The organism is Pseudomonas sp. UBA6753 (assembly GCF_002453565.1).
In the GTDB taxonomy this organism is placed as follows: Bacteria; Pseudomonadota; Gammaproteobacteria; order Pseudomonadales; family Pseudomonadaceae; genus Aquipseudomonas; species Aquipseudomonas putida_Z.
The window spans coordinates 70127-96741 of sequence record NZ_DKHD01000060.1; the positions used below are offsets into that span (position 1 = coordinate 70127).

The window sequence follows — 26615 nt, forward strand, 5'->3', positions numbered from 1 at the left end:
CGCGGGCAGGCACCCAAACCATACGCTGAGGCCTCAATTCAATCACATAGATACGGTCATGAAACAGCACCAGCAAACACGGAATACCCAGCCTGCCATGCAAGCGCAACTGAAGTGGGGCCAGCGTGAATACACGTTCAAGGCTAATGAAGTAGATACGAATATCAGTTCTGGCAACTGCTCGTTCTTTGCCCCTCATTACAAGGATAATTCAGAGAACGTTCATAGCTTCATAATCATGAATATCCCGGAAAGCCGCCTGGTAACAGGCGAATCCCACAAGATCGGTCCAGGCGAGAAAGCCGAGATCAACGCCTATTTCGGCTCGAGTTCGATTGGCCGCTCAGGCTGGGCGACCGAAGGGGAAATCCGAATTGTCCAGATGGATCAGACTACCAAGGCGCTAGTGGCAACGTTCCACTTCACCATCGTAGACACCACGGGCCAGGTCGATATCGTGGATGGCTCGCTGTCCTTGTCGCTGGCCGACCCTGCAAGGACCAACGGCACCGGCCGGGTCACCGCCAACCTCGACCCCGCTATTTTCCCTTCGCTGGGCAACCTCGATGCGCGAACCATCAAAACCAAGGTACTTCAGGACGGGCGCATCCGACTCACCGCAGAACAGCAAGTGGACAACACGACCCAAGGCATCATGATGCTGTTCAGTGAGCAACATGCACGCCTGTTCTTCTTGATTAACGGTTTATACGAAGACCTGACCGGTGGCCACCTAAAGCATGAATGGAACGTGGAGAAAAAGACCCTGACTGCCGACTTTACTGACTATGTAGTCAGCTACCAAGGCAGGGACCATCGCATCACGGATGGCCGCATCGAGGTTACTCTGGCCTGATGCATCGCCATGCAGACCTTGGGACAGCGGTGACGCTTGTACCAAGGTCTGCCATCGTTGGGTAACATTCTCCTACAAAGCATCGGCTCGATTGTTTATGCTGGCGGGCTTAGCCATCACGCATGGCCATTACTTGACGTATCCGCCCATGAAAATCGCCTTAGTCCTCATCTTCGTCCTCTCGATCGCCTATGTTCACCTGCGCGGTCGCGTTCGCCACAAGCTGACCCGTCAGTTGGGCGACCACTCCAGCTTCCTGGCCCCGGTCAACAGCTTCCTGTACCTGTTTTCCAAGCACCCGGCCAAGCCATACCTGCCGGTAGAGGCCTTCCCCGAACTGCGGACGCTGCAGGACCACTGGCAGGAGATCCGCGAGGAAGCCCAACAGCTGCTGCATGTGGGCGAAATCAAGAAGTCCGACAATTACGATGATGTCGGTTTCAACTCATTCTTCAAGACCGGCTGGAAGCGCTTCTACCTGAAGTGGTACGGCGAAAGCCACCCGTCGGCGATGACCCTGTGCCCACGCACCACCGAGTTGCTCAAAGGCATCGGCACGGTCAAGGCCGCCATGTTCGCCACCCTGCCGCCGGGCGCCAAGCTGGTGCGCCACCGTGACCCGTATGCCGGTTCGTACCGCTACCACCTGGGCCTGGACACGCCGAACGACGACGGTTGCTACATCGACGTGGACGGTGAGAAGTATTCCTGGCGCGATGGCGAGGGCGTGGTCTTCGACGAGACCTACATCCACTACGCGGCCAATACCACCGAGCACAACCGCATCATCCTGTTCTGCGACGTTGAACGCCCGCTCAAGTACCGCTGGGCGACCGCGTTCAACCGCTGGTTCAGCCGCAACGTCATGGCCGCTGCCGCCGCACCCAACGATGCCGGCGACAAGACCGGTGGCATCAACCGGCTGTTCACCCGCATTTACAAGATCCGCGAACGTGGCAAGGCGATGAAGAAGCGCAACCGCACGCGTTACTACCTGGAGAAGTGGGCGTTCGTCGCGGCGTTGGTGCTGGTGTTCATCTACATCTGATCGGTGTGGTTGCGCGCAGCCAAAAGGCCTGCGCGCAACCAACCAAAGTACAAGCCTCACACTTTCCACTCTTCGACTAGCCTGAAAGCTCCACTCGCAACCTCCCCAAGGTGAAGACGATGAGCATGATGGACTGGGACGCCTACCGTAAGCAGTTGATGGCCGGCATCGGCGATCTCAAGCAGCTTTCCCCTGACACCGTGGCCGGCTACATGACCGCCAGCGGCGCGGGGGCCAAGACCAACCACCTGGACGCCAAGACCCGCGAGCTGATCTCCCTCGCCGTGGCCGTGACCACACGCTGCGATGGCTGCATCGCGGTGCATTCGCAGCAGGCCGTCAAGCACGGCGCCAGCCGCGAGGAAATCGCCGAGGCCCTCGGCGTGGCCGTGGCGATGAACGCCGGTGCCGCGCTGGTCTACTCGGCACGCGCCATGGATGCGGTGGGCAAGGCCAACGGCTGAGCGCAATTGGCGTCGCCGCCCTTGCGCGACGGCGCCGCGCCACCCAGACTGGGCGGCCCAGCCCTTGCAGGAACCCGCATGATCCACATCCGCCCCATGACACCGGAAGACTTCGAACGCTTCTGGCCCACCTTCCAGGCCGTCGTACAGGCCCGTGAAACCTACGCATTCGACCCGGCCCTCAGCTTCGATCAGGCCCGCCAGCTGTGGCTGGAACTGCCCGTGCGCACATTCGTGGCCGAGGAAGACGGCGAGCTGCTGGGTTCGTATTACCTCAAGGCCAATGCCGCCGGGCCTGGTGGGCACGTGGGCAATTGCGGCTACATGGTCTGTGAAGCGGCACGCGGCCGCGGCGTCGCGCGCTTGATGTGCGAGCACTCACAGAAACAGGCGCGCCAGGAGGGCTTTCTGGCCCTGCAGTTCAACTCGGTGGTGGCCACCAATGAGGTGGCAGTGGCGCTGTGGCACAAGCTGGGCTTCGAAACCGTTGGCCGCTTGCCCAAGGCCTACCGCCATGCCCGCCTGGGGCTGGTGGACTGCCTGGTGATGTACAAGTGGCTGGCGGACGAGCCGGTAGTGGAGAAGCCGCCACTGCTGATCGGGCGCAAGAACATCGAGGCGCGGGTGTCGCGGCGGCGCGGGCGCTGACTTCTTCAGGCCGCCCTGCTCGACGAAGGTCTATGGTAAAGTCGCGCCCTTTTTGAACATGCTGGGATATCGCTGCACATGACCCCCGTCCTCCGCTTCCTCAACCGCACCAGCCTGGTGACGCAGATCGTCATCGGCCTGATCGCCGGCATCGCCCTGGCCCTGCTCGCGCCCGCCATCGCCCGCGACATGGCCTTCCTCGGGAAGGTGTTCGTCAGCGCCCTCAAGGCGGTGGCACCCGTGCTGGTGTTCATCCTGGTCATGGCCTCGATCGCCAACCACCGCCACGGCCAGGAAACCCACATCCGCCCGATCCTCTGGCTGTACCTGCTGGGTACCTTCGGCGCCGCGGTAGTCGCGGTGGTCGCCAGCATGCTGTTCCCGTCGAACCTGGTGCTGAGCACCGGCGACGCTACGCTGAGCGCGCCGGGCGGCATCACCGAGGTGCTGCAGAACCTGCTGCTGAGTGCGGTCGACAACCCGATCAACGCCCTGCTCAACGCCAACTTCATCGGTGTGCTGACCTGGGCCATCGGCCTGGGCGTGGCCCTGCGCCATGCCGGCGAAACCACCCGCACCGTGGTCGAGGACCTGTCCAATGGCGTGACCCTGATCGTGCGCGTGGTCATCCGCTTCGCCCCGCTGGGCATCTTCGGCCTGGTCAGCGCCACGCTGGCCCAGTCGGGCCTGGACGCCCTGCTCGGCTACCTGCACCTGCTGGCGGTGCTGATCGGCTGCATGCTGTTCGTGGCGCTGGTAATGAACCCGCTGATCGTGTATTGGAAAATCCGCCGCAACCCCTACCCGCTGACCCTGCTGTGCCTGCGCGAAAGCGGTATCACCGCGTTCTTCACCCGTAGCTCGGCGGCCAACATCCCGGTCAACCTGGCCCTGTCGGAGCGCCTTGGCCTGCATGAAGACACCTACTCGGTGTCGATCCCGCTGGGTGCGACCATCAACATGGCCGGTGCCGCCATCACCATTACCGTGCTGACCCTGGCGGCTGTACATACCCTGGGTATTCCGGTAGACCTGCCGACCGCCGTGCTGCTCAGCGTGGTGGCGGCGGTCTGTGCCTGCGGCGCCTCGGGTGTGGCCGGTGGCTCGCTGCTGCTGATTCCGCTGGCGTGCAGCCTGTTTGGCATCCCTAGCGAAATTGCCATGCAGGTGGTGGCGGTGGGCTTCATCATCGGCGTGCTGCAGGATTCGGCCGAGACGGCGCTGAATTCTTCGACCGATGTGCTGTTTACCGCGGCGGCGTGCCAGGCTGAAGAGCGTAAAGCCTGAGTTTGCCGGGGCCGCTTTGCGGCCCTTTCGCAGGCAAGCCAGCTCCCACAGGGATAGTGCCGGCCTTACGGCTTGTGCTGTACCTGTGGGAGCTGGCTTGCCGGCGATGATCCCAGTGATTGCTTAAGCCTGGCGCTTTACCTAGGCTAGTGGCCTTTCCCCAGCAATGAGACAGGGCCATGTCAGAACACGAAACCGCCGGCGAAGGCCGCTTCAACAGCATCGAGATCCGTATTCTCGGCTCGCTGATCGAGAAGCAGGCCACCAGCCCGGAAAGCTATCCGCTGACCCTCAACGCCCTGGTCCTGGCCTGCAACCAGAAGACCAGTCGCGAGCCGGTGATGAACCTCACCCAAGGCCAGGTCGGCCAGGCCCTGCGCGCCCTCGAGGGGCAAGACATGACCCGACTGCAGATGGGCAGCCGCGCCGACCGCTGGGAACAACGGGTGGACAAGGCGCTGGAGCTGGTGCCGGCGCAACTGGTGCTGATGGGCCTGATGTTCCTGCGCGGGCCGCAAACCCTCAACGAACTGCTGACCCGCAGCAACCGCCTGCACGACTTCGACGACACCGAGCAGATCCAGCACCAACTGGAACGCCTGATTTCGCGCGGCCTGGCCTTGCACCTGCCACGCCAGGCCGGCCAGCGCGAAGACCGTTACACCCATGCCTTGGGCGACCCGGCGGAAATCGAGGCGATCCTGGCTGCACGGCAGCAGGAAGGCGGGGCACGCAGCAGCGGTGGCAATGTGTCGGAAGAGCGCATCGAAGCCCTCGAAGCGCGCATCGCGGCGCTGGAGACACGCCTGGCCGAACTGGAAGGCTGAGCCGTCACGGCTCGGGGTCGGGGAAGTTGCGGCAGCTCTTGCGCTCGGCCAGCTCCCGGTCACTGGGGCGCTGGTCGACGAACACGGTGCGGCCGTCGGCGTAGATTTCCAGGTAGCCCCAGTGCAGGTCCTGCTCTTGCTGCCCGGGTTTTGGGGGGACTAGCCACCAGGGTTCGCGGCTGATCAGGGTCATGGGTGTGATTCCTGAGGGGTCTGCAGTAATCATAGACATCCTCAGATTCAGCTTTGTCAGTTCTGACGCATTCGCGGGCATGCCCGCTCCTACATGGCTCCTCACAAATCTCAAGACCTGTGCAGTACCTGTGGGAGCGGGCATGCCCGCGAAAGGGCCGGTACGGGCTTACGCCGGTGCCGAAGTGCGGATCAGGTGGTCAAAGGCCGCCAGCGATGCCTTGGCCCCCTCACCCACCGCAATCACGATCTGCTTGTACGGCACAGTCGTCACGTCACCCGCCGCAAACACACCCGGGATGCTGGTCTGGCCCTTGGCATCGACGATGATCTCGCCACGCGGCGACAGCTCGACGGTGCCTTTCAGCCAGTCGGTGTTCGGCAGCAGGCCGATCTGCACGAAGATGCCTTCCAGCGCCACTTCATGCTGCTGGTCGGTAGTGCGGTCCTTGTAGCGCAGGCCGGTCACCTTTTCGCCATTGCCCAGCACTTCGGTGGTCAGCGCACTGGTGATCACCTTCACGTTCGGCAGGCTGTGCAACTTGCGCTGCAGTACCGCATCGGCACGCAGCTGGCTGTCGAACTCGATCAGCGTTACCTGGGCGACGATACCCGCCAGGTCGATGGCCGCTTCCACACCCGAGTTGCCACCACCGATCACCGCCACGCGCTTGCCCTTGAACAGTGGGCCGTCGCAGTGCGGGCAGTAGGCCACGCCACGGGCGCGGTATTCCTGCTCGCCCGGCACGTTCATTTCGCGCCAGCGGGCACCGGTTGCCAGGATCACGGTCTTGGCCTTGAGCGAGGCGCCGCCAGCCAGGCGTACTTCGTGCAGGCCGCCATCGGTGGCCGGGATCAGCGCTTCACCGCGCTGCAGGTTCATGATGTCCACGTCGTACTGCTTGACGTGCTCTTCCAGCGCCGTGGCCAGCTTCGGCCCTTCGGTTTCCTGTACCGAGATGAAGTTCTCGATGGCCAGGGTATCGAGCACCTGGCCGCCGAAACGCTCGGCCGCAATACCGGTGCGGATGCCTTTACGCGCGGCATAGATGGCTGCCGAAGCGCCGGCTGGGCCACCACCGACAACCAGCACGTCGAAGGCGTCCTTGGCGTTGATCTTCTCGGCCTGGCGGCCGGCTGCGTTGGTGTCGATCTTGCCGAGGATTTCTTCCAGGCCCATGCGGCCCTGGCCGAACACTTCGCCGTTCAGGTAGATGCTCGGCACCGCCATGATCTTGCGCGATTCCACTTCCGCCTGGAACAGCGCGCCGTCGATGGCCACGTGGCGCACGTTGGGGTTGAGCACCGCCATCAGGTTCAACGCCTGGACCACGTCCGGGCAGTTCTGGCACGACAGCGAGAAGTAGGTTTCGAAGGTGAATTCGCCTTCCAGCGCCTGGATCTGTTCGATCACTTCGGCACTGGCCTTGGACGGGTGCCCACCGACTTGCAGCAGTGCCAGCACCAGCGAGGTGAATTCGTGGCCCATGGGGATGCCGGCGAAGCGCAGGCTTATGTCGGCTCCCGGGCGGTTCAGCGAGAACGATGGACGACGGGCATCGCTGCCGTCCGCGCTGAAGGTAATAAGGTTCGACAGGCTGGCAATTTCCACCAGCAGGTCGTGCAATTCGCGGGATTTCGCGCCGTCGTCGAGGGAGGCAACGATCTCGATCGGCTGGGTGACCCGCTCCAGGTAGGTTTTCAGTTGCGATTTAAGCGTGGCGTCCAACATACGGGCGATTCCTTTTTTCAAAACTCGGATACAAAAACGCCCAGGCGAGGTCGCCCGGGCGCTTTTACGGGGCGGTAGGTACTTCAGCTTTGGCGGCTGGCTACCGCCCGCGACATGCGCATCGGCTTAGATCTTGCCGACCAGGTCCAGCGACGGAGCCAGGGTGGCTTCGCCTTCTTTCCACTTGGCCGGGCAAACTTCGCCTGGGTGAGCGGCAACGTACTGGGCAGCCTTCACCTTGCGCAGCAGTTCGGCAGCATCGCGGCCTACACCACCGTCGTTCAGTTCGACGATCTTGATCTGGCCTTCCGGGTTGATCACGAAGGTACCGCGATCGGCCAGGCCGGCTTCTTCGATCAGCACGTCGAAGTTGCGCGAGATGACGTGGGTCGGGTCACCGATCAGCGGGTACTGGATCTTGCCGATGGTGTCCGAAGTGTCGTGCCAGGCTTTGTGGGTAAAGTGGGTGTCGGTGGACACGCCGTAGATTTCCACGCCCAGCTTCTGGAACTCGGCGTAGTTGTCAGCAAGGTCACCCAGTTCAGTCGGGCAGACGAAGGTGAAGTCGGCCGGGTAGAAGAACACGACAGACCACTTGCCTTTCAGGTCGGCTTCGCTGACCTGGACGAACTCGCCCTTGTGGTAGGCGGTGGCGTTGAACGGTTTGACCTGGCTGTTGATGATTGGCATGAGAGACGCTCCTTCATGGGGTTGGAATCAGTTGATGGAGAGAATCCTAACCGCTGGTCCCGACAAAGGCTCATTGGCAAAGCTCATGCTTGTGATTGGTTTTGGCTATAACCGAGGATAATTAATAGAAGGGAATGGGCTGAGCAAAGGATTGCGGGGCATTCAAGGGCCCCATCGCCGGCAAGCCAGCTCCCACAGGTACTGCGCAGGTCTCTGCACTTGTGCAGTACCTGTGGGAGCTGGCTTGCCGGCGATGAGGCCAGTGGCATCAGCGAGTGACCGTGCGCATGGTCACGAACTCTTCGGCCGCGGTCGGGTGCACACCAATGGTTTCGTCGAACTGCTGCTTGGTCGCACCGGCCTTCAGGGCAACGCCCAGGCCCTGGATGATCTCGCCGGCGTCGGGGCCAACCATATGGCAGCCCAGCACCTTATCGGTCTCGGCATCGACCACCAGCTTCATCAGGGTCTTTTCCTGGATGTCGGTCAGGGTCAGTTTCATCGCACGGAAGCGGCTCTCGTATACCTGCACCTTGTGCCCGGCCTCCAGCGCCTGCTCCTCGGTCAAGCCCACGGTGCCGATGGGCGGCTGGCTGAATACTGCGGTGGGGATGTTCTGGTAGTCCACAGGGCGGTATTGCTCGGGCTTGAACAGGCGCCGGGCCACGGCCATGCCCTCGGCCAGAGCCACCGGAGTCAATTGCACGCGGCCAATCACGTCGCCAATCGCCAGGATCGACGGCGCGGTGGTCTGGTACTGCTGGTCAACCCGAATGTAACCGCGTGCATCCAGCTCGACGCCGGTGTTTTCCACGCCCAGGTTGTCCAGCATCGGGCGCCGGCCGGTGGCATAGAACACGCAATCGGTGACCAGCTCGCGGCCATCCTTGAGGGTGGCCTTCAGGCTGCCGTCCTCGAGCTTGTCGATGCGCTGGATGTCGGCGTTGAACTGCAGGTCGAGGCCGCGCTTTTCCAGTTCTTCCTTCAGGTGCGTGCGCACCGAACCGTCGAAGCCACGCAGGAACAGGTCGCCACGGTACAGCAGCGTGGTAGCCGCCCCCAGGCCCTGGAAGATGCCGGCGAACTCGACGGCGATGTAGCCACCGCCCACCACCAGCACCCGGCGTGGCAGGTCCTTGAGGTAGAAGGCTTCGTTGGAGGTGATGGCCAGTTCCTTGCCCGGAATGTCCGGCACCTGTGGCCAGCCACCGGTGGCGATGAGGATGTGCTCGGCGGTGTAGCGCTGGCCGTCCACTTCCACTTCGTTGGCACCGGTCAGGCGCGCATGCCCCTGCAGCAGGGTGACCCCGCTGTTGACCAGCAGGTTGCGGTAGATGCCGTTGAGGCGCTCGATTTCCCGGTTCTTGTTGGCAATCAGGGTGCCCCAGTCGAAATGCCCTTCTTCCAGGGTCCAGCCGAAGCCTGCGGCCTGCTCCAGTTCGTCGGCGACGTGTGCGCCGTACACCAGCAGTTTTTTCGGCACGCAACCCACGTTGACGCAGGTACCGCCCAGGTAGCGGCTCTCGGCCACTGCCACCTTTGCGCCGAAGCCGGCGGCAAACCGCGCCGCGCGCACACCGCCGGACCCGGCACCAATCACGAACAGATCAAAATCGTAGGCCATGTATTCACTCTCCTCGGCAGGCGCCCAGCATAACGCACTGGGGCCGCTTTGCGCCCCTTCGCGGGCCCGCCCGCTCCCACAGTACCGGCACAACCTTGAAGGCCTGCACAATACCTGTAGGAGCGGGCAAGCCCGCGAAGGGCTGCAAAGCAGCCCCAGTTATCAGCTTTGATACAAGTAGCGGCTTATCAGTAAGCCTTGCCAGTCTTGTAGTAGTTCTCGAAGCAGAAGTTGGTCGCGTCGATGTAGCCCTCGGCGCCACCGCAGTCGAAACGCTTGCCTTTGAACTTGTAGGCGATCACGCAGCCGTTCTGCGCCTGTTGCATCAGGGCGTCGGTGATCTGGATCTCGCCACCTTTGCCCGGCTCGGTGTTGGCGATGATGTCGAAGATGTCCGGGGTCAGGATGTAGCGACCGATGATCGCCAGGTTCGACGGGGCATCTTCCGGCTTTGGCTTCTCGACCATGTTGGTGACGCGGAAAATGTCGTCACGGATCATGTCGCCGGCGATCACGCCGTACTTGTTGGTTTCCTGCGGATCGACTTCCTGGATGGCGACGATCGAGCAACGGAACTGGTTGTACAGCTTGACCATCTGGGTCAGTACGCCGTCACCTTCCGGGTTCACGCACAGGTCGTCCGCCAGCACCACGGCGAACGGCTCGTCGCCGATCAGCGGGCGGCCAGTCAGGATGGCGTGGCCCAGGCCTTTCATTTCGGTCTGGCGGGTGTAGGAGAACGAGCACTCGTCGAGCAGGCGACGGATACCAACCAGGTATTTTTCCTTGTCGGTGCCCTTGATCTGGTTTTCCAGCTCGTAGCTGATGTCGAAGTGGTCTTCCAAAGCACGCTTGCCGCGCCCGGTGACGATGGAGATCTCGTTCAGACCGGCATCCAGTGCCTCTTCAACGCCATACTGGATCAGTGGCTTGTTGACCACCGGCAGCATTTCCTTGGGCATGGCTTTGGTAGCGGGCAGGAAGCGGGTGCCGTAACCGGCTGCCGGGAACAAGCATTTTTTGATCATATACGTCCTTACAAAAGGCTAGGCCTGTGGAATTCGGCGCAGTCTAATCAGGCGGCAGTCACCTTACAATGCCCTACCTGTGGCCGATCGATGGGAAGATAGAGATAACCCAGTGTAGATAGTTCCGAGGGATCGTAAATATTGCTGTCATCCATGACCATTGGATGACAGGAAATCGGGGTTGCCTGTACTGGCCCTATCGCCGGCAAGCCAGCTCCCACAGGGGCTGCACAGTTTTCAAAAGCTACGCAGAGACCTGTGGGAGCTGGCTTGCCGGCGATAGGGCCCTGGCAGGCAATCAGCTACCCGTGCCCTGCCCGATCAACACCCCATCGACCTTCTGCCCATACAGGTTCACCCCGTCATTGGCGTGGAACTTCACCCGCGTCTTCTCGATGGAGCCTTCCACCAGCCGCGGATCCTGCGGCCGTTCATGGCGGTTGACCCAGGCCGCCACGTCCCAGGCCTGCTGGTCACTCAGGCTGCCCGGCTTGCCCAGCGGCATGTTGTACTTGATGAACGACGCTGCGGTGTTGATGCGGTGCATGCCGGCCCCCCAATTGTAGGAGTCCTTGCCCCACAGCGGCGGCATCACATACTCGCCCGCTACCTTCTGCCCCTCGCCGTTGTCGCCGTGGCAGATCGCACACTGCTCGCGATAAACCTGCTGGCCGCGCTTGAAGTCGTACCCGCCCTTGGGTTGCGGCACCTCCGGGTAACCTCGCCCGGCAATCTCCACGCCAGTCGGCGCCTTGGTCGACAGCCAATACGAATACACCGACAGCGCCGTCATCTGCGGGCTATCTGCCGCAGGCGGCTTGCCGTTCATGCTGAACTGGAAGCAGCCCTGGATACGCTCGGCGTAGGTGTTGACCTTGTCGTTTTTCTTGCGGTACGCGGGGTACATCGGGTACGCCCCCCACATCGGCGCGGAATGCGCCAGCCGCCCCTGGTCAAGGTGGCAGTTGCTGCAGTTCATGCCATTGCCCACGGCCTCGGGCATCAACCTGCGGGTGTCGACGAACAAGGCATGCCCCTCGCGCACCATCTTGCCAAAGGCATTGTCAGGCAGCTCGCTTTCCGCTGGCGGCACGAACTGCGGCGCAGCCTGCACACCCGGCACTTTCAACTGCGACTGGTCTTCCATGGCGATCTGGGCGGCCTGGGCGCTGCCCATGGCCAGCAGCAGCAGGGCTGGAATCATCGGCTTCATGGCTTGACCTCCTGGCTGGCGGGGCGGGCGAAGAACTCGGCAACGGCCTTGATTTCGTCATCGGTCATGGCCTTGGCCACACCGACCATCAGCTGGTTGGGGTCATTGCTGCGGGTGCCGTCACGCCAGGCATTGAGCTGCGCCACCAGGTAACTGGCGGGCTGGCCGGCCAAGGGCGGGAAGTGTTCGCCAACCCCGCCACCACCCGGGCCATGGCATTGCACGCAACCAGGAATCTGCCGGCTCCAGTCACCGTACAGGGCCATGCGGGTGGTGGGGTCATCGGCAATCTGCTGGCGACGCAGGTCGCCTGCAGGGTCTGCCGGCAGGCTGGCCAGATAGGTGCTGACAGCCTTGATTTCATCCTCGCTCAGGGCCTTGGCAAGCGGCTCCATCACCGGCTGCTTGCGGCGGCCGCTTCGCCAATCATGCAATTGCTTGCTGAGGTAAGCGGCCGGTAGCCCGGCCAGGCGCGGGAAACCGGCTGCGGCAATGCCCTTGCCGTCCGGGCCATGGCAACCCAGGCAAGCCATGGCGGCGGGGTTTGCCCCGCCCTGGGTGAAGACTTTCTGGCCATCGGCGGCATGCGCCGCAGGCCAGGCCAGGATCAGCAGGCTGCCGATCACGACGCGACTCAACGGTGTCATCACGAATCTCCTTTTCTATTGTTATATGCTTAGGCCTAAAACATATAAGCAAAAGGAGCGTGATCAGTTGCCCTGGATCAACTCCCGGAGATGCATTGGGTGGCTGCGGTGCGCACGTCGCCCAGGCGCAGCGGGAAGTTGTTCAGCCGCTCGTGCAGCTTGATGCTGCTGCCGCTGCCACGCTTGTCGATATCGACCAGCGCCGCCGGGCCCGCGCCCGAGCTGATTTTCTGCGGAACGATCAGCCGCAGGCCATCACCACGCTGCTCTTCCACCAGCGGGTCGCGACTATCGGCCAGCTTCTGCTTGACGCAATCGGCATACGCGCGCGGGGACTTGCCGGAGATCACATCCAGCGTTTCACGCGACTGTTCCAGTTCCGTAACACTCACACAGCCACCCAGCGTCACCGCCAACGCCGCCACCATCCACTTCATTTGCAGCACCTCTGCCTTCAAGAATCCGCTTCGACCACAGCCAGGCTGTTTTGCTCCCTGCTTTGGCAGATTTATCTACGCCTGGCGGAACAGCGCGGCAGTGTAACCCGACATCGTGGTATCTTTCGCCTTTGCAGAACCAATCCTTGCGGAGCATCACATGAAATTCGTACACCAGCGCGAGCACCTGAACGAGGACGACATCGTCGTCATCGAGTGCTCCCAGCGCTGCAACATCCGCCTGATGAACGACGCCAACTTCCGCAGCTTCAAGAACGGCGGCCGTCACACCTACCACGGTGGCCATTTCGACAAGTTCCCGGCGAAGATCACCGTGCCCAGCACCGGTTTCTGGAACATCACCATCGATACCGTGACAACCCGCCCGATCTCGGTCACCCGCAAGCCAACCTTGACCCACAAGATCAAGATCGTCCGTCGTTCATCGTCGAAACTCAGATAAGGCCACCATGACCCAGACCACCAAGTACGTCATCAAGTACAAGCTCGACGGCCAGCGCCGCTGGGACTTCGCACTGATGCCCGACGCCTCCCTCGAACAAGCCTTGGAAGCCCTGCGCAAGATTCACGGCGATGACGCCGAGAAGATCAGCGACATCCAGGTCAGCAAAGCCTTGTAAGCCCCCGCCGCACCGCTCGCCCGCGCAAGGAGAACCGCATGAGCCACTGGCCCGACCGCCGCATCCTCGACCTGCTGGGCATCGAGTTACCCATTCTGCAGGCCCCCATGGCCGGTGCGACGGGCTCGGGCATGGCCATTGCCGTGGGCCTGGCGGGCGGTTTGGGCGCCCTGCCCTGCGCCATGCTCACGGGCGACCAAGTGCGCGCCGAAATCGCCGCCTTCCGCGCCAGCTGCCCGGGCAGGCCGTTGAACCTGAACTTCTTCTGCCACCAGCCGCCAGCGCCCGATGCCGAGCGCGATGCACGCTGGAAGCAGGCGCTCGAGCCCTATTACAGCGAAGTGGGCGCAGACTTCGCGGCGCCCACGCCGGTGTCCAACCGCGCGCCTTTCGACGAACAGAGCTGCCAGCTGGTCGAGCAACTGCGCCCGGAGGTGGTGAGTTTCCACTTCGGTCTGCCCCAGGCCGATCTGCTGCAACGGGTAAAGGCCAGCGGTGCCAAGGTGCTGTCCAGCGCCACCACCGTAGAGGAAGCCGTGTGGCTGGAGCAACACGGCTGTGATGCGATCATTGCCATGGGCTATGAAGCGGGCGGCCATCGCGGCATGTTCCTCAGCGACGATATCACCAGCCAGATCGGTACCTTCGCCCTGGTGCCACAGGTGGCCGATGCGGTCAGCGTGCCGGTGATTGCCGCCGGCGGCATTGCTGACCACCGCGGCCTGTTGGCGGCACTGGCCTTGGGTGCTTCGGCAGTGCAGATCGGAACGGCGTACCTGTTCTGCCCCGAGGCCAAGGTCTCGCCGGCACATCGCCAGGCCCTGGACAGCGCACCCGCCAGCGACACGGCGCTGACCAACCTGTTCACCGGCCGACCGGCGCGCGGCATCAACAACCGCATCATGCGTGAGCTGGGGCCGATGAGCGACCTGGCGCCACGCTTCCCGCTGGCCGGCGGAGCGCTGATGCCTTTGCGGGCGATTACGGATCCGCAGGGCAATAGCGATTTCAGCAACCTGTGGTCGGGGCAGGCGTTGCGGCTGGGCAGGCATATGCCGGCGGGCGAGCTGACCCGGGAGATTGCCGAAAAGGCGCTGGCCGTGGTCGGCCGCCAGGCGTCTGCATAAGCAGGCTCTGCCTCTTCGCGGGCTTGCCCGCTCCCACAGGTTCACCACTGGTTTTGAATGCTGCGCAGTACTGTAGGAGCGGGCAAGCCCGCGAAGGGGCCGGACCTGCCCATGCATCACCTGCCCTCTTCCCGGCCTGCGGCCTATCGCTATATAGTTCAGACTATAACGATAACCCCCAAGGAACTGTCTTCATGCGTATCCGCCCGTCCCACCTGGCTTCCACCGCCCTGGCCAGCCTGCTCGCCTTCAACACTGCCTGGGCCGATGAAGTCCAGGTCGCGGTCGCAGCGAACTTCACAGCCCCCATCCAGGCCATTGCCAAGGACTTCGAAAAAGACACCGGCCACAAGCTGGTCGCCGCCTATGGCGCCACCGGCCAGTTCTACACGCAAATCAAGAACGGGGCGCCGTTCGAGGTATTCCTGGCTGCCGACGACAGCACCCCGGCCAAGCTCGAGCAGGAAAAGGCCATTGTCCCGGGCTCGCGCTTCACCTACGCCATCGGCACCCTGGCCCTGTGGTCGGCCACGCCCGGCTATGTCGACGCCAACGGCGAAGTGCTGAAGAAGAACCAGTTCAAGCACCTGTCCATCGCCAACCCGAAAACCGCTCCCTACGGCCTGGCCGCCACCCAGGTGCTGGGCAAGCTGAAGCTGACCGAAGCCACCAAGCCCAAGCTGGTCGAAGGGCAGAACATCACCCAGGCGTTCCAGTTCGTCTCCACCGGCAACGCCGAGCTGGGCTTTGTCGCCCTGTCGCAAATCTACAAGGATGGCAAGGTCGAAAGCGGTTCGGCCTGGATCGTTCCCTCGACCCTGCACGAGCCCATCCGCCAGGACGCGGTAATCCTCGAAAAAGGCAAGGACAACCCCGCCGCCAAGGCCCTGGTCGACTACCTGAAAGGCCCGAAAGCCGCGGCAGTGATCAAATCCTACGGTTATGAAATCTGATGCCACTGGACGCCAGTGACCTGGGCGCCATCTGGCTGACCGTGAAACTGGCCAGCCTGACCACCCTGATCCTGCTGATCGTCGGCACGCCCATCGCCTGGTGGCTGGCGCGCACGCGCTCGTGGCTGCGCGGGCCGGTGGGCGCGGTAGTGGCCTTGCCGCTGGTGCTGCCACCCACAGTGATCGGCTTCTACCTGCTGATCGCCCTCGGCCCGCATGGCTGGTTGGGCCAGGCGACCCAGGCGCTGGGCCTGGGCAGCGTGGTGTTCAGTTTCACCGGCCTGGTGATCGGTTCGGTGATCTATTCCATGCCGTTTGTGGTCCAGCCGCTGCAGAACGCCTTCGGCGCCATTGGCCAGCGCCCTCTGGAAGTGGCTGCCACACTGCGCGCCAGCCCCTGGGACACCTTCGTCGACGTGGTGCTGCCGTTGGCCCGCCCGGGCTTCATCACCGCCAGCATCCTCGGTTTCGCCCACACCGTGGGCGAGTTCGGCGTGGTGTTGATGATTGGCGGCAATATCCCCGACAAGACACGCGTGGTCTCGGTGCAGATCTTCGACCATGTCGAGGCCATGGCCTATTCGCAAGCACACTGGCTGGCAGGTGCCATGCTGGTGTTCTCGTTCCTGGTGCTGCTCCTGCTGTACGCTGGGCGCCGCGGCAAGGCTGGCTGGAGCTGAAATGAGCGCATCGATTGTGGCGCGCCTGAAACTGGCGCGCGATGACTTCACCCTGGACGTCGACCTGCACCTGCCCGGCCGAGGAATCAGCGCGCTGTTCGGCCACTCCGGTTCTGGCAAGACCAGCTGCCTGCGTTGCCTGGCCGGGCTGGAACGGGCCGCCAGCGCCTACATCGAGGTCAACGGCGAAGTCTGGGAAGACAGCGTCCGTGGCTACTTCCAGGCACCACACCTGCGCCCGGTGGGTTACGTGTTCCAGGAGGCCAGCCTGTTCCCGCACCTGTCGGTACGCGGCAACCTGGAGTTCGGCTGGCGCCGGGTGGCCGCTGCCGAGCGCAAGGTCAGCCTCGACCAGGCCTGCCAGTTGCTGGGCATCGGCCACTTGCTGGCACGCCGGCCGGCAACCTTGTCCGGTGGCGAGGCACAGCGGGTGGGCATTGCCCGCGCCCTGCTCAGCAGCCCGCGCCTGCTGTTGATGGACGAGCCGCTGGCTGCCCTCGACGGGCCACGCAAGCGCGAAATCCTGCCCTACCTGGAACGCCTGCACGACGAACTGGACATCCCGCTGGTGTATGTCAGCCATGCCCAGGAGGAAGTGGCGCGGCTGGCCGACCACCTGGTGTTGCTGGAGCAAGGCCAGGCAGTGGCCAGCGGCCCGATCGGCGAAACCCTGGCCCGTCTCGACCTGTCGCTTGCCGAGGGCGAGGATGCCGGCGTGGTGTTCGAGGGCCTGGTGGTGGGGCACGATCCGCACTACGACCTGCTCGAACTGCGCCTGCCCGGCAACAATGGGCCATTGTTGCGTATCACCCACCCGGCCCAGGCGATGGGCAGCACCTTGCGGGTCAAGGTGCAGGCCCGTGACGTCAGCCTGGCCCTGGCAGCCGACAGTACTTCCAGCATCCTCAACCGCCTGCCGGTGCGCGTGCGCGAAAGCCGCCCGGCTGCCAACCCGGCGCATGTGCTGGTCAGCCTGGATGCCGGCGGCAACGCCTTGCTCGCGCGCATCACCCGCTTCTCGGCAGACCAGCTCGGCCTGCACCCGGGCCAGGTGCTATTTGCCCAGATCAAGTCGGTGGCGTTGCTGGGCTGAGCATCGGCCCCGTGGCTGGTGTCCATTGATCAGTGACCTGATCGAGGCCTGCCAGCCATGCTTGACTGCCCCCTGCCGCGCACCCTGCACTACGTCGACGACAGCCAGCCGGGCCTGACCCGGCGGCGCTGGCGGGGCCGCTTCATCTACCTGGATGCCGACGGCCAGCGGGTGCGCGACAGCGATACCCTCGCCCGCATCGCTGCACTGGTAATCCCCCCGGCCTATACCGAGGTGTGGATCTGCGCCGACCCGCAGGGCCACCTGCAGGCGACAGGTCGCGATGCCCGTGGCCGCAAGCAATACCGCTACCATGCGCAGTGGCGCGAAGTACGCGACCAGCACAAGTACGGGCGCATGCTGGCGTTTGCCCAGGCCCTGCCGAAACTGCGTGCACAACTGCACGCCCACCTTGCCCGGCCAGGCCTGGACCGGGAAAAGGTGATGGCGCTGGTGGTCAGCCTGCTGGACCACACCCTGATCCGCATCGGCAACCAGCGCTACCTGCGTGAAAACCAGTCCTATGGACTGACCACCCTGCGCAACCGCCATGTCGAGGTGAAGGGCAGCAGCATCCGCTTCCAGTTCCGCGGCAAGCGTGGCGTCGAGCACAACGTCAGCCTCAACGATCGGCGCCTGGCCAACCTGCTCAAGCGCTGCATGGAGCTGCCCGGGCAAGCGCTGTTCCAGTACCTGGACGACGACGGCCAGAGCCACGGTGTCGGCTCCAGCGAGGTCAACCAGTTTCTGCAGCAGCTGACCGGCGCCGACTTCACCGCCAAGGACTACCGCACCTGGGCCGGCAGCAGCCTGGCCCTGGACCTGCTCAGGCCCTTGGCCTGGGAACCCGAGAGCGAAGCCAAGCGCCAGGTCGCCGCCATCGTCCGCCAGGTAGCATCACGCCTGGGCAACACGCCGGCGGTGTGCAGGCGCTGCTACATCCACCCGGCTGTACTTGAACACTATGCCCTGGGGCGCCTGGCCAACTTGCCGAAGAACCGTGTACGCAAAGGCCTGGGCCGTGAAGAAGTAGCTTTGCTGTTATTTCTTCAGGCACTCGAGGAACAGGATGACCATTAACCCGGTCTATTCAGACCATGATGCGAAGAAATTTCCCATTGGCCGCCAAGCCCCCTATTCTTGCCACCGAGCACCTTGGCCGACAAACCGCTGGCGGTTTGCTTCGGCACCTGCGACTGAAGACACGCAACAGAATTTGTCTGTCGGGGAATTACTATCCGCCGAAAGCGTCTTTAATGAGAAGGAAGAGGGACAAGCTCCCGCCGCCGTGGCAACTAGCCCGACGGACTTTTACATCACCAAGGAGAACTACATGCTGATACTCACCCGCAAGGTTGGCGAAAGCATCGTCATCAACGATGACATCAAAGTCACCATTCTGGGCGTCAAAGGGATGCAGGTGAGGATCGGTATCGATGCACCGAAAGACGTCCAGGTCCATCGCGAAGAGATCTTCAAGCGTATCCAGGCCGGCAGCCCGGCCCCGGAAAAGCACGACGACTCGCACTGAGCGACCTGCCTCAAGCCGCACGGACGCGCTTGATCGCCCCGCGCCTCAGGTGCCCAGCAGTTCGTGCACCTTGGCGATCATACAGTCCATGTCGAACGGTTTGTCGAACACCGCGGCGAACAGTTCCGGGCATCCCTGGTTGGCCTGCGCGCCACTCATGAGGATGACCGGCAACTCGCTCAAGGCCGGGTCTTCACGCATCGAGCGCACCAGCTCTTCACCGTTGAGCAGTGGCATCATGTAGTCGGTGATAACGAGCTGAACGCGCTTTTCCTTCAGTGCCTCCAGCGCCTTGCAGCCGTTGCTCGCCTTTTCCACCAGAAAACCTTCGTCCTCCAGGGCAAAACCGAGGATGTCGGCAATCAGGTACTCGTCATCGACGATCAGGATGGTATTCATCGCCCGCCCCGTCACCCGCTCCCCTGCGGCACCGGCGTTCCCGAAAGCACACCGCAGGCGCCTTCGAACGCCTTGCGCAGGGTAATGCCTTGCGGCCCGATCAGCAGCTCGTGCAAGGCAGGGTTATGGTGACTGTCACGCACCTTGAGGATCGACAGCATGCGCCGCAGCTGCGAACCCAGCTCGACGAAGCGCATCAGCATCAGGTTGTCGACGATACTCGACAGGTCCGGGGCCGGGGCGCTGATTTCCGCGCCGAAGATGTCGCGCATTTCCCAGGTCAGCATCACGCTGACATCGCGCGCGCGCAGCTCGCCGGCCAGGGCGCGGAAAAACGCATTGAGCCGCGCCGGGTCGATGGCCAGGCGGCTGAACGCCCCCAGGCTGTCGATCAGCACGCGCTTGCTGCCTTGCGCTTCGACCCGCTCGAGCAGGCGCGCGCCGACCTGGTCCAGCAGGCCCTCGGTGGTCGGCTGCCAGCACAGCTGCAGGCTGCCGCCCTGCTCCATGGCTGCGAAATCGTAACCCAGCGACGCGGCCTTGATACGCAGGCGCTCCGGCGTTTCGTAGAAGCCGAAATGCAGCCCCGGCGCCTGCGGGCTGCTGGCACCGAGAAAAGCCAGGCCCAATGACGTCTTGCCAATACCCGAGGGCCCGATCAGCAGGCTGACCGAGCCGGTGGCCAAGCCGCCACCAAGCATTTCATCCAAGGTCGCCACCCCGCTGCTGACGCGCTCCAAGGTGGCGCTGCCCGCCTGGCTGGGGTGGCTGAACAGCGACTCCAGGCGCGGGTATACATGCATGCCGGCTCCATCGATGAGGCATTCATGGCGCCCCGACAACGCCGCACTGCCCCGTGTCTTGCGCAGCTGGATATGGCGCACGGCGCGGCTGCCGAACAGTTGCTCGCCCAGTTCGATCACGCCGTCGACCATGGTGTGCTCCGGGCTGCCTTCTTCCAGCCGGGCGCTGGTCAGCAGCAGCACGGTGCAACCGGCAAAGGCCGCATGGCCCTGTAGTTCGGAGACGAATTTCTTGGTGTCCAGCGCTGTTTCCGCACGCACCCGGGCATTGAGCACACCATCGACGATCAGCAGGCTGGCCTGCTGGCGGGCGATTTCCTGGCGCAGCAGCCGTACCACGGCGTCCAGGCCTTCCTGCTCCAGGGTGTCGAAAGCACTGACGAACTGGATCGGGTCGCCGACCAGCGCCGGGTCGAAGAACTCCAGGGTCGCCAGGTACTGGAACAGCCGCTCGTGCGACTCGCTCAGCAAGGTGGCCACCAGCACCCTGCCACCGCCGCGCACATGCCCGCAGGCCAGCTGGTTGGCGAGGATGGTCTTGCCCGCGCCCGGCGGGCCCTGAATGATGTAGGACGCGCCAGCCACCAGGCCACCCTGGAGCAACGCATCGAGCCCATCGATCCCCGTCACCAGCCGCCTGAGTGCCTGTGCCATGGTGTTCTACCTGTCGAGTTGGCTGTCCGTCTGCTGATAGATTGGCAAGTAAAGCTGCATGCAAGTTCCCCGGCCGGGCTCACTGTCGACGCAAATGGCACCACCGCTCTGCCTGGCAAAACCATACACCTGGCTAAGGCCCAGGCCAGTCCCCTTGCCAAAGGGCTTGGTAGTGAAAAACGGTTCGAAAATCCGCGGCAGTACCGCTGGCGCGATGCCCTCGCCGCTGTCTTCCACCTCGAAACGCACAAACCCGCCGTGCAGGCCTTCCACCTCGCCGGCCAGTTCGACCACATCGACGGTCAAGCCGATCCGGCCCTGCCCCGTGATGGCATCGCGGGCATTGAACAACAGATTGAGCAGCACCATCTGCAATTGCCCGGCATCCACTTCGATCAGGGGCAGGTCCGGTTGCAGCACAACCTCCAGGTCAATCGAAGCGGGCAGCGCATGCTCCAGTAGACCACGGGTGGCGGCAATAAGGTTCGCCGGGGCGACGCAAGACACATCAAGCTTCCGGTGGCGGGCAAAGCTGAGCAGTTGCTGGGTCAGTTCAGTGCCCCGCTGCCCGGCATCCAGAATATGCTGCAGCATGCGCTGGGCGCGTGCCGGGTCCTGTGTGGCCAGTGCCAGGCGCGCCGAGCTGATGATGATGGTCAGCATGTTGTTGAAGTCATGCGCCAGGCCACCGGTCAACTGGCCGAGGGCCTCCAGCTTCTGCGCCTGGAACAGCTGGGCGCGCACCGCGTCCAGTTGCAGCGCCGACTCGCGACGGTCGGTGATGTCCCGGGTCACCTTGGCCAGGCCGACGACCTGGCCCTGGTCATCGCGAATCACATCCAGCGCGGCCAGCGCCCAGAACTGCGTGCCATCCTTGCGTACGCGCCAGCCTTCATCCTGCGCCACGCCCTGCTCCAGCGCCTGGCGCAGCAAGCGCTCCGGGCGGCCTTCGGTGCAATCCTGCGGGGTGAAGAACAACGAAAAATGCTGGCCGATCACTTCATCGGCACGGTACCCCTTGATGCGTTGCGCGCCTGCGTTCCACGACACCACATGGCCGGATGGGTCGAGCATGTAGATAGCGTAATCCACCACCGACTGAACCAGCTGTTCATAGCGGTGGGCAGGCATGACAGGGTGGTCGAGGCAGTCAGCTGAAACCATGCGAGCTCCACCGGTACGGCAGGAGGGAAGATAGGGCGAGGTTCAACGCTCGGGCTCAACCAGTACCGGGCTGATGCGCCGCGGCATCGCCACTTTCAGCAGCCACAAACCGACCAGCAGGATAAGCCCGCCACCGGCCAGGGCCATCAGGCGCTGCGGTTGAGGATGTTCGGCATCGAACCCCAGCATCAGCAGGTAACCGCCCAGGCTGATCAGGCTGAGGTAGAGAAACGCCCCCAACACGACTACCAGCACGAACAACAGTCGCCAGAACAGCCGTGGGCGTACGATACGCTCGGAAGCACTGGACTGATTCATCACCGCATACTCTTTGGATCCAATAAAGGGGCAACAGTGGCGTAATGACAGCAAGGTGTCAATTGCCCAATCGATCGACCCTTCACTCTGTTGATCATAGGTGCTGTGGTTGACTCAACTATAACAATGGGTTATAAAGCGCGCTTGATTGCGAAGCCCTTCTGCTTAGAAGCGAGCTGGTCGTCACGACCCCTTCAAGCGTGCGAGTGTGGTGGAATTGGTATACACAGCAGACTTAAAATCTGTCGGCGTGAGCCTTGCGGGTTCGAGTCCCGCCACTCGCACCAAATTCTTTGCGAAGGCGCCCTTGCGGCGCCTTTTTGCTGCCCGCCAGCAATCCTTTGCGCAGCTGCTAGAGTGGAGCTTGTACCCGTCCACTGGAACGCCGCCATGCGCTACTCCCTGTTCGATGGCCAACGCGACATCATTATCCTGATTGCCCGTGTGCTGCTGATGATCCTGTTCGTCTTGTCTGGCTGGGGCAAGCTGACCGGGTTCGAAGGCACGGTCGGCTACATGACCTCACTGGGCGCCCCTGCCCCCATGCTGGCAGCGGCAGTTGCCGTGCTCATGGAGTTCGTTGTCGGCATACTGCTGATCCTCGGTTTCTATACCCGGCCGCTGGCCTTCCTGCTGGCGCTGTTCGTGCTGGGCACGGCGCTGCTGGGCCACCCGTTCTGGAGCATGGTCGACCCTGAGCGCAGCGCCAACATGACCCAGTTCCTGAAAAACCTCAGCATCATGGGCGGCCTGCTGATGCTGGCAGTGAGCGGCCCTGGGCGTTTTTCGGTAGACGGGCGCTGAGTCAGTCGTCTTCGCAGTCGTCGAACCAGGCTGGGTGATCGCGCTCCTCGTCATCGAGGTCATCCAGCGTATCCTCGTCTTCCCCAACCTCGTCCTCGGCGCCCTGGGCATCCGCTTCAGGCTCCAAATCGTCGTAGAGGAATTCGTGGTCAAGCAGGTGATCGTGCTCGGGTTCGTGCAAGTCGTCTTCGTCGTGCATGCTGGCTCCTGGGCTGGTGGCAGCCTGTATAGGCTGATCGGCTGCACAGGTCAATGCGTTACCGCTTAATGCTCGGTTAACCGGCCGGGTCCACTCTGCAGGCTCTCCCTTCAAACGTTGCTTGCCCGCCTCCCATGGCGGGCTTTTTTATCCCCTGGGTTTTCCCTTCGTCCAGCCTTGGCAAATCACAGTGAACTGCGCCCATGCTGGCCAGGCTCGCAAATGATGCAGGACCTGTCGTTTTTCAAGGAGAAAGCCCATGGCTGTGTATATCGACAACCTCATCATCACCACTCCCGTGCCGAAGTCCGCGACCAACCCGGTGGCGCTGGAGTTGACCGGCGCCCAGGCGCTGGCGACCCTGCCCGAAGTCATCGCCCGCCTGAGCGACGGCTCGATCCGCATGACCGCCCCCACCAAGGGCGCCTCCAGCAAAAGCACCCACCGCACCCGCTGCGAGTGGAAGGAGCCCGCGTACTGGGCACTGAACAGCGGCGCCCGGCACCGCAATCACCAGACCATGACACTGCAGAAAGTGAACTTTGCGCAAAAAGTGGTGATTGCCCAGATGCACGTCAAAGACGACGACAACCCACCCATCAAGGTGTTCTGGAACAAGGGCAAGATCACCGTGGGCTTCCGGACCGACTTCAACCAGACGGCCACGAGCAGCAGCACGGTGCTGGCCGACGTACCGCTCGGTGCCCGTTTCGATGTGAGCATCGACGTGACGAACAACGGCGCCTGCACGGTCAGTGCAAGCTGCAACGGCCGTATTGGCAGCACATCGCCCCTGCAACTGGGTGCGACCTGGGCGACGCGCACGCTCAAATTCCATGGCGGGGTATACAACCAGGTGGACTACACCGACGACACGCCTGCCGAGGATGGTTCGGTGTGCGTCATCAGCCAACTGGAACTGAGCCATGCATGACATGCTCATGACCTGACCTTCACGAAATACTGACATCCGGGTGGGCACACTGGCCCTGCTCCGTATGTTCTTGCAGCCCGCCGCATTATTGCCGCGGGCTTTTCTTTTTGTGCCGAGCCTTACGCACAACCCTGCAGGAGCGGCCTTGTGTCGCGATGGGCTGCAAAGCAGCCCTAACAACTTATGCGCCACCGCTGAAATCCCGGGGCCGCTCTGCGGCCCTTTCGCGACACCAGGCCGCTTTTACAAGTGCGCGCAGGGCAGGTACCTGCTGCGTACAAGCCTCCCACCCCAGACCATGACCTGAAGCAGTTTTGCCCCACCCGGCAAGGGCTATGCTAACCCCGGCGATAACCCAAGCTCATTCGGATAGACACGGAGGCTCCTATGAAAGCTGCTGTTGTTGCACCAGGCCGTCGCGTGGACGTGGTGGAGAAAACCCTGCGCCCCCTCGAGCACGGTGAAGCGCTGCTGAAGATGCAATGCTGCGGTGTGTGCCACACCGACCTGCATGTGAAAAATGGCGACTTCGGTGACAAGACCGGTGTGGTGCTAGGTCACGAAGGCATCGGCGTGGTCCAGGCAGTAGGGCCAGGCGTCACCTCGCTCAAACCGGGCGACCGCGCCAGCGTGGCCTGGTTCTACCAGGGCTGCGGGCATTGCGAGTATTGCAACAGCGGCAACGAAACCCTGTGCCGCGAAGTGAAGAACTCCGGCTACACCGTGGACGGCGGCATGGCCGAAGCCTGCATCGTCAAGGCCGACTACTCGGTAAAAGTGCCCGACGGGCTCGACTCCGCTGCCGCCAGCAGCATTACCTGCGCCGGCGTGACCACCTACAAGGCGGTGAAGATCTCCAACATCCGCCCTGGCCAATGGATCGCCATCTACGGCCTTGGCGGCCTGGGCAACCTTGCCTTGCAATACGCCAAGAACGTCTTCAACGCCAAAGTGATCGCCATCGACGTCAACGAAGAGCAACTGCGCTTCGCCAGCGAGATGGGCGCCGATCTGGTCATCAATTCACGCACCGAGGATGCCGCCAAGGTCATCCAGGCCAAGACCGGTGGCGCCCATGCCGCCGTGGTTACCGCCGTTGCCAAGGCTGCCTTCAACTCGGCCGTTGATGCCCTGCGTGCGGGTGGCCGCCTGGTTGCGGTCGGCCTGCCTTCGGAAGCGATGAACCTGAATATCCCTCGTTTGGTGCTGGACGGTATCGAGGTGATCGGCTCGCTGGTCGGTACCCGCCAGGACCTGCAGGAAGCTTTCCAGTTTGCGGCGGAAGGGAAAGTGGTGCCGAAGGTGACCCTGCGGCCGATCGAGGATATCAACCAGATCTTCGAAGAGATGCTGGAGGGCAAGATCAAAGGGCGGATGGTGATTCAGTTCGAGGGGTGATGGCCTGAAAGCAGATCCTCATTTCGAGCAAACACAAAGCCCGTAGATGATCATCTACGGGCTTTGTGCCGTTCCAATACTCAGAACCTGATAACCGACGGCCCCTTTTGTGCAAGCTGAACTACGGTGTCTGATTCAGCTCACAGTGCAGTCGCATACCGTTGAGCGCTGAGTCGTCCCCATCAAAAGGATCCTCGACACGGGTGGCAAAACCATTTGCTGACTGACCACTCGGGCAAGAAAAAGTCGGACTCCAATCCCCCCATTGAGCACTTGGCTCCAATTTTAATTCTTTCCCATTCTTGCAAATCAATCGGACATTGCCGGCAGCAGTATCATCACCATCACCGACTGGTTTTTCGATTTTTATTTTAAATCCGGTCACAGGGCCGTCACTTTGCGAACAGAATACGGGGCCTTTAACCTCTTTACCCCAAGGTCCTTCTTTACTTTTGATTGGCAACGAGCCATCTGTGGAGCAGTACATTTCGATGGCATTCAACGCGGTGTCATCTCCTCCAGGGAGCTCACTCTTCAGCCTGAATCCCCAAACGTATTTTCCGGCCGGGCATGTTGCGAGCGGCCCCCAGCCTCCCCAATATCCATCTGAAGCCGATGAAGAGGTCCTCGGTACGACATTTTCGCCAGCATAGGGATCAATTGTTATCCGGGCCGAGGAAATTTTGCCTTCAAGTTGCTGAGTACCACCTGAGCGAACAACTTTCACCTTGCCATCAGGGCTGGTCCAGCTGTCTTTAAAGGTGGGAATTGTTATCGGCGTGTCGACATTCTTCAGCACAGTTATGGTTGAGCAGCCCTGATCACAGGTATTTGCGTGCCAATTACCATAAAATTGGATGATCGTATTTTTTCGCGCCTTAAGCAGCCGGGCCGAAACAGCATCATCATTTTCGCACTCCCGACTACTCGGAAAATTGAATGCATAAGTGTTATCCAATTCAATAGTACAAATATTATTCTGACTACCATTCTCCCCCTCATACAAAACGATCTTGGCATCCAGGTAATCGACCGGCACCTCCCGCTCCACCTTGATGCGACTTACTTTCCCGGCAAGGCCATTATTCCTAACATACACCAACCGATAATCAGCATTATCAAGAACGTTTTTCTCAAATTTATTTACCCTTACGATCTTGTCGCGACCAATGTCGCGCCTGACTGAATCGCCCCTGGTTTCCTAGACACCTCCAAGCCTCATAA

31 protein-coding genes and 1 tRNA gene are annotated in these 26615 nt (G+C 62.3%); 18 read left to right on the plus strand and 14 right to left on the minus strand.

Annotated features, from left to right (window positions below):
* Positions 1-58 precede the first annotated feature (58 nt).
* The 6 genes from B2790_RS23775 (at position 59) to B2790_RS23800 (ending at position 5130) form a co-directional block, all read left to right on the plus strand.
* Positions 59-856: a hypothetical protein gene (locus B2790_RS23775; protein WP_286919918.1), complete on the plus strand. Its 798-nt coding sequence runs from the start codon at positions 59-61 to the stop codon at positions 854-856.
* 148 nt (positions 857-1004) lie between these two features.
* Positions 1005-1904 carry a lipid A hydroxylase LpxO gene (lpxO, locus tag B2790_RS23780; protein WP_286919919.1) on the plus strand — a complete coding sequence of 300 codons (900 nt, stop codon included), beginning with the start codon at positions 1005-1007 and terminating at the stop codon, positions 1902-1904.
* 119 nt (positions 1905-2023) lie between these two features.
* Positions 2024-2368 (plus strand): carboxymuconolactone decarboxylase family protein, encoded by a 345-nt coding sequence (locus tag B2790_RS23785; protein WP_013973174.1) that lies wholly within the window; start codon positions 2024-2026, stop codon positions 2366-2368.
* A gap of 78 nt (positions 2369-2446) precedes the next feature.
* Entirely contained in the window at positions 2447-3016 is a 570-nt protein-coding gene (locus tag B2790_RS23790) for a GNAT family N-acetyltransferase (RefSeq protein WP_286919920.1), read from the plus strand.
* A 78-nt stretch (positions 3017-3094) separates the two neighbouring features.
* The gene (gene sstT / locus B2790_RS23795) at positions 3095-4303 is read left to right on the plus strand and encodes a serine/threonine transporter SstT (RefSeq protein ID WP_085706308.1); all 1209 of its coding nucleotides are present in this window, start codon (positions 3095-3097) and stop codon (positions 4301-4303) included.
* Between the two features lie 179 nt (positions 4304-4482).
* Positions 4483-5130: a YceH family protein gene (locus tag B2790_RS23800; protein ID WP_286919921.1), complete on the plus strand. Its 648-nt coding sequence runs from the start codon at positions 4483-4485 to the stop codon at positions 5128-5130.
* Between the two features lie 4 nt (positions 5131-5134).
* Here B2790_RS23800 and B2790_RS23805 read toward each other — a convergent pair whose 3' ends face one another.
* The 8 genes from B2790_RS23805 to B2790_RS23840 form a co-directional block, all read right to left on the minus strand.
* A complete protein-coding gene (locus B2790_RS23805; RefSeq protein ID WP_013973178.1) occupies positions 5135-5323 on the minus strand; it encodes a hypothetical protein in 189 nt (62 codons plus the stop codon).
* 168 nt (positions 5324-5491) lie between these two features.
* Positions 5492-7054, minus strand: coding sequence for an alkyl hydroperoxide reductase subunit F (gene ahpF, locus B2790_RS23810; RefSeq protein WP_075045611.1), 1563 nt, complete (start codon positions 7052-7054; stop codon positions 5492-5494).
* Positions 7055-7180: 126 nt separating this feature from the next.
* Positions 7181-7744, minus strand: coding sequence for an alkyl hydroperoxide reductase subunit C (gene ahpC / locus B2790_RS23815; RefSeq protein WP_004375926.1), 564 nt, complete (start codon positions 7742-7744; stop codon positions 7181-7183).
* Positions 7745-8012: 268 nt separating this feature from the next.
* Positions 8013-9368 carry a glutathione-disulfide reductase gene (gene gorA / locus B2790_RS23820; RefSeq protein WP_286919922.1) on the minus strand — a complete coding sequence of 452 codons (1356 nt, stop codon included), beginning with the start codon at positions 9366-9368 and terminating at the stop codon, positions 8013-8015.
* 188 nt (positions 9369-9556) lie between these two features.
* Positions 9557-10396: a UTP--glucose-1-phosphate uridylyltransferase GalU gene (galU, locus tag B2790_RS23825; RefSeq protein ID WP_013973181.1), complete on the minus strand. Its 840-nt coding sequence runs from the start codon at positions 10394-10396 to the stop codon at positions 9557-9559.
* A 298-nt stretch (positions 10397-10694) separates the two neighbouring features.
* Positions 10695-11609, minus strand: coding sequence for a c-type cytochrome (locus B2790_RS23830; protein WP_075045613.1), 915 nt, complete (start codon positions 11607-11609; stop codon positions 10695-10697).
* A complete protein-coding gene (locus B2790_RS23835; protein WP_286919923.1) occupies positions 11606-12256 on the minus strand; it encodes a c-type cytochrome in 651 nt (216 codons plus the stop codon). The genes B2790_RS23830 and B2790_RS23835 overlap by 4 nt, the downstream gene beginning before the upstream one ends.
* A 77-nt stretch (positions 12257-12333) precedes the next feature.
* Positions 12334-12693, minus strand: coding sequence for a hypothetical protein (locus B2790_RS23840; RefSeq protein WP_112252774.1), 360 nt, complete (start codon positions 12691-12693; stop codon positions 12334-12336).
* A gap of 160 nt (positions 12694-12853) precedes the next feature.
* On the opposite strand from B2790_RS23840, the gene B2790_RS23845 reads away from it, so the two are divergent.
* The 8 genes from B2790_RS23845 (at position 12854) to csrA (ending at position 18718) form a co-directional block, all read left to right on the plus strand.
* Positions 12854-13156, plus strand: a complete 303-nt coding sequence (locus B2790_RS23845; RefSeq protein WP_004375922.1) for a DUF1883 domain-containing protein — start codon at positions 12854-12856, stop codon at positions 13154-13156.
* 7 nt (positions 13157-13163) lie between these two features.
* A complete protein-coding gene (locus B2790_RS23850) occupies positions 13164-13334 on the plus strand; it encodes a hypothetical protein (RefSeq protein WP_286919924.1) in 171 nt (56 codons plus the stop codon).
* Between the two features lie 38 nt (positions 13335-13372).
* Positions 13373-14461, plus strand: coding sequence for an NAD(P)H-dependent flavin oxidoreductase (locus B2790_RS23855; protein ID WP_286919925.1), 1089 nt, complete (start codon positions 13373-13375; stop codon positions 14459-14461).
* A 194-nt stretch (positions 14462-14655) separates the two neighbouring features.
* Positions 14656-15414: a molybdate ABC transporter substrate-binding protein gene (gene modA / locus B2790_RS23860; RefSeq protein WP_286919926.1), complete on the plus strand. Its 759-nt coding sequence runs from the start codon at positions 14656-14658 to the stop codon at positions 15412-15414.
* Positions 15414-16094 carry a molybdate ABC transporter permease subunit gene (gene modB, locus B2790_RS23865; protein WP_286919927.1) on the plus strand — a complete coding sequence of 227 codons (681 nt, stop codon included), beginning with the start codon at positions 15414-15416 and terminating at the stop codon, positions 16092-16094. The genes modA and modB overlap by 1 nt, the downstream gene beginning before the upstream one ends.
* A 1-nt stretch (position 16095) precedes the next feature.
* Positions 16096-17187 carry a molybdenum ABC transporter ATP-binding protein gene (gene modC / locus B2790_RS23870; RefSeq protein WP_286919928.1) on the plus strand — a complete coding sequence of 364 codons (1092 nt, stop codon included), beginning with the start codon at positions 16096-16098 and terminating at the stop codon, positions 17185-17187.
* Positions 17188-17244: 57 nt separating this feature from the next.
* Positions 17245-18267 (plus strand): DNA topoisomerase IB, encoded by a 1023-nt coding sequence (locus B2790_RS23875; protein ID WP_286919929.1) that lies wholly within the window; start codon positions 17245-17247, stop codon positions 18265-18267.
* Positions 18268-18520: 253 nt separating this feature from the next.
* Positions 18521-18718 carry a carbon storage regulator CsrA gene (gene csrA, locus B2790_RS23880; RefSeq protein ID WP_004375914.1) on the plus strand — a complete coding sequence of 66 codons (198 nt, stop codon included), beginning with the start codon at positions 18521-18523 and terminating at the stop codon, positions 18716-18718.
* Positions 18719-18763: 45 nt separating this feature from the next.
* Here the strand turns inward: csrA and B2790_RS23885 are convergent, their stop codons facing one another.
* Genes B2790_RS23885 through B2790_RS23900 form a run of 4 tightly spaced genes read right to left on the minus strand, consistent with a single transcriptional unit; the run spans position 18764 to position 22056 of the window.
* Positions 18764-19117, minus strand: a complete 354-nt coding sequence (locus B2790_RS23885; RefSeq protein WP_013973192.1) for a response regulator — start codon at positions 19115-19117, stop codon at positions 18764-18766.
* An 11-nt stretch (positions 19118-19128) separates the two neighbouring features.
* On the minus strand, positions 19129-20574 hold the full coding sequence (locus tag B2790_RS23890; protein WP_274120611.1) for an ATPase domain-containing protein: 1446 nt from the start codon (positions 20572-20574) through the stop codon (positions 19129-19131).
* Positions 20575-20580: 6 nt separating this feature from the next.
* Complete coding sequence (locus B2790_RS23895; protein WP_274120612.1) at positions 20581-21738, minus strand: two-component system sensor histidine kinase NtrB; 1158 nt, start codon at positions 21736-21738, stop codon at positions 20581-20583.
* 42 nt (positions 21739-21780) lie between these two features.
* The gene (locus B2790_RS23900; protein ID WP_085615096.1) at positions 21781-22056 is read right to left on the minus strand and encodes a hypothetical protein; all 276 of its coding nucleotides are present in this window, start codon (positions 22054-22056) and stop codon (positions 21781-21783) included.
* A 202-nt stretch (positions 22057-22258) separates the two neighbouring features.
* On the opposite strand from B2790_RS23900, the gene B2790_RS23905 reads away from it, so the two are divergent.
* Positions 22259-22343, plus strand: a tRNA-Leu gene (locus tag B2790_RS23905).
* A 103-nt stretch (positions 22344-22446) separates the two neighbouring features.
* A complete protein-coding gene (locus B2790_RS23910) occupies positions 22447-22860 on the plus strand; it encodes a DoxX family protein (protein ID WP_025339679.1) in 414 nt (137 codons plus the stop codon).
* 1 nt (position 22861) lies between these two features.
* On the opposite strand, the gene B2790_RS23915 is transcribed toward B2790_RS23910, so the two are convergent.
* Positions 22862-23059: a hypothetical protein gene (locus B2790_RS23915; protein ID WP_274120613.1), complete on the minus strand. Its 198-nt coding sequence runs from the start codon at positions 23057-23059 to the stop codon at positions 22862-22864.
* Positions 23060-23318: 259 nt separating this feature from the next.
* Here B2790_RS23915 and B2790_RS23920 point away from each other — a divergent pair, with 259 nt between their 5' ends.
* Both B2790_RS23920 and adhP read left to right on the plus strand, forming a co-directional pair.
* Positions 23319-23993 (plus strand): polysaccharide lyase family 7 protein, encoded by a 675-nt coding sequence (locus tag B2790_RS23920; RefSeq protein WP_274120614.1) that lies wholly within the window; start codon positions 23319-23321, stop codon positions 23991-23993.
* 387 nt (positions 23994-24380) lie between these two features.
* The gene (adhP, locus tag B2790_RS23925; protein ID WP_075045624.1) at positions 24381-25391 is read left to right on the plus strand and encodes an alcohol dehydrogenase AdhP; all 1011 of its coding nucleotides are present in this window, start codon (positions 24381-24383) and stop codon (positions 25389-25391) included.
* 121 nt (positions 25392-25512) lie between these two features.
* Here adhP and B2790_RS23930 read toward each other — a convergent pair whose 3' ends face one another.
* Positions 25513-26430, minus strand: coding sequence for a hypothetical protein (locus B2790_RS23930; RefSeq protein ID WP_286919931.1), 918 nt, complete (start codon positions 26428-26430; stop codon positions 25513-25515).
* Positions 26431-26615: the final 185 nt, after the last annotated feature.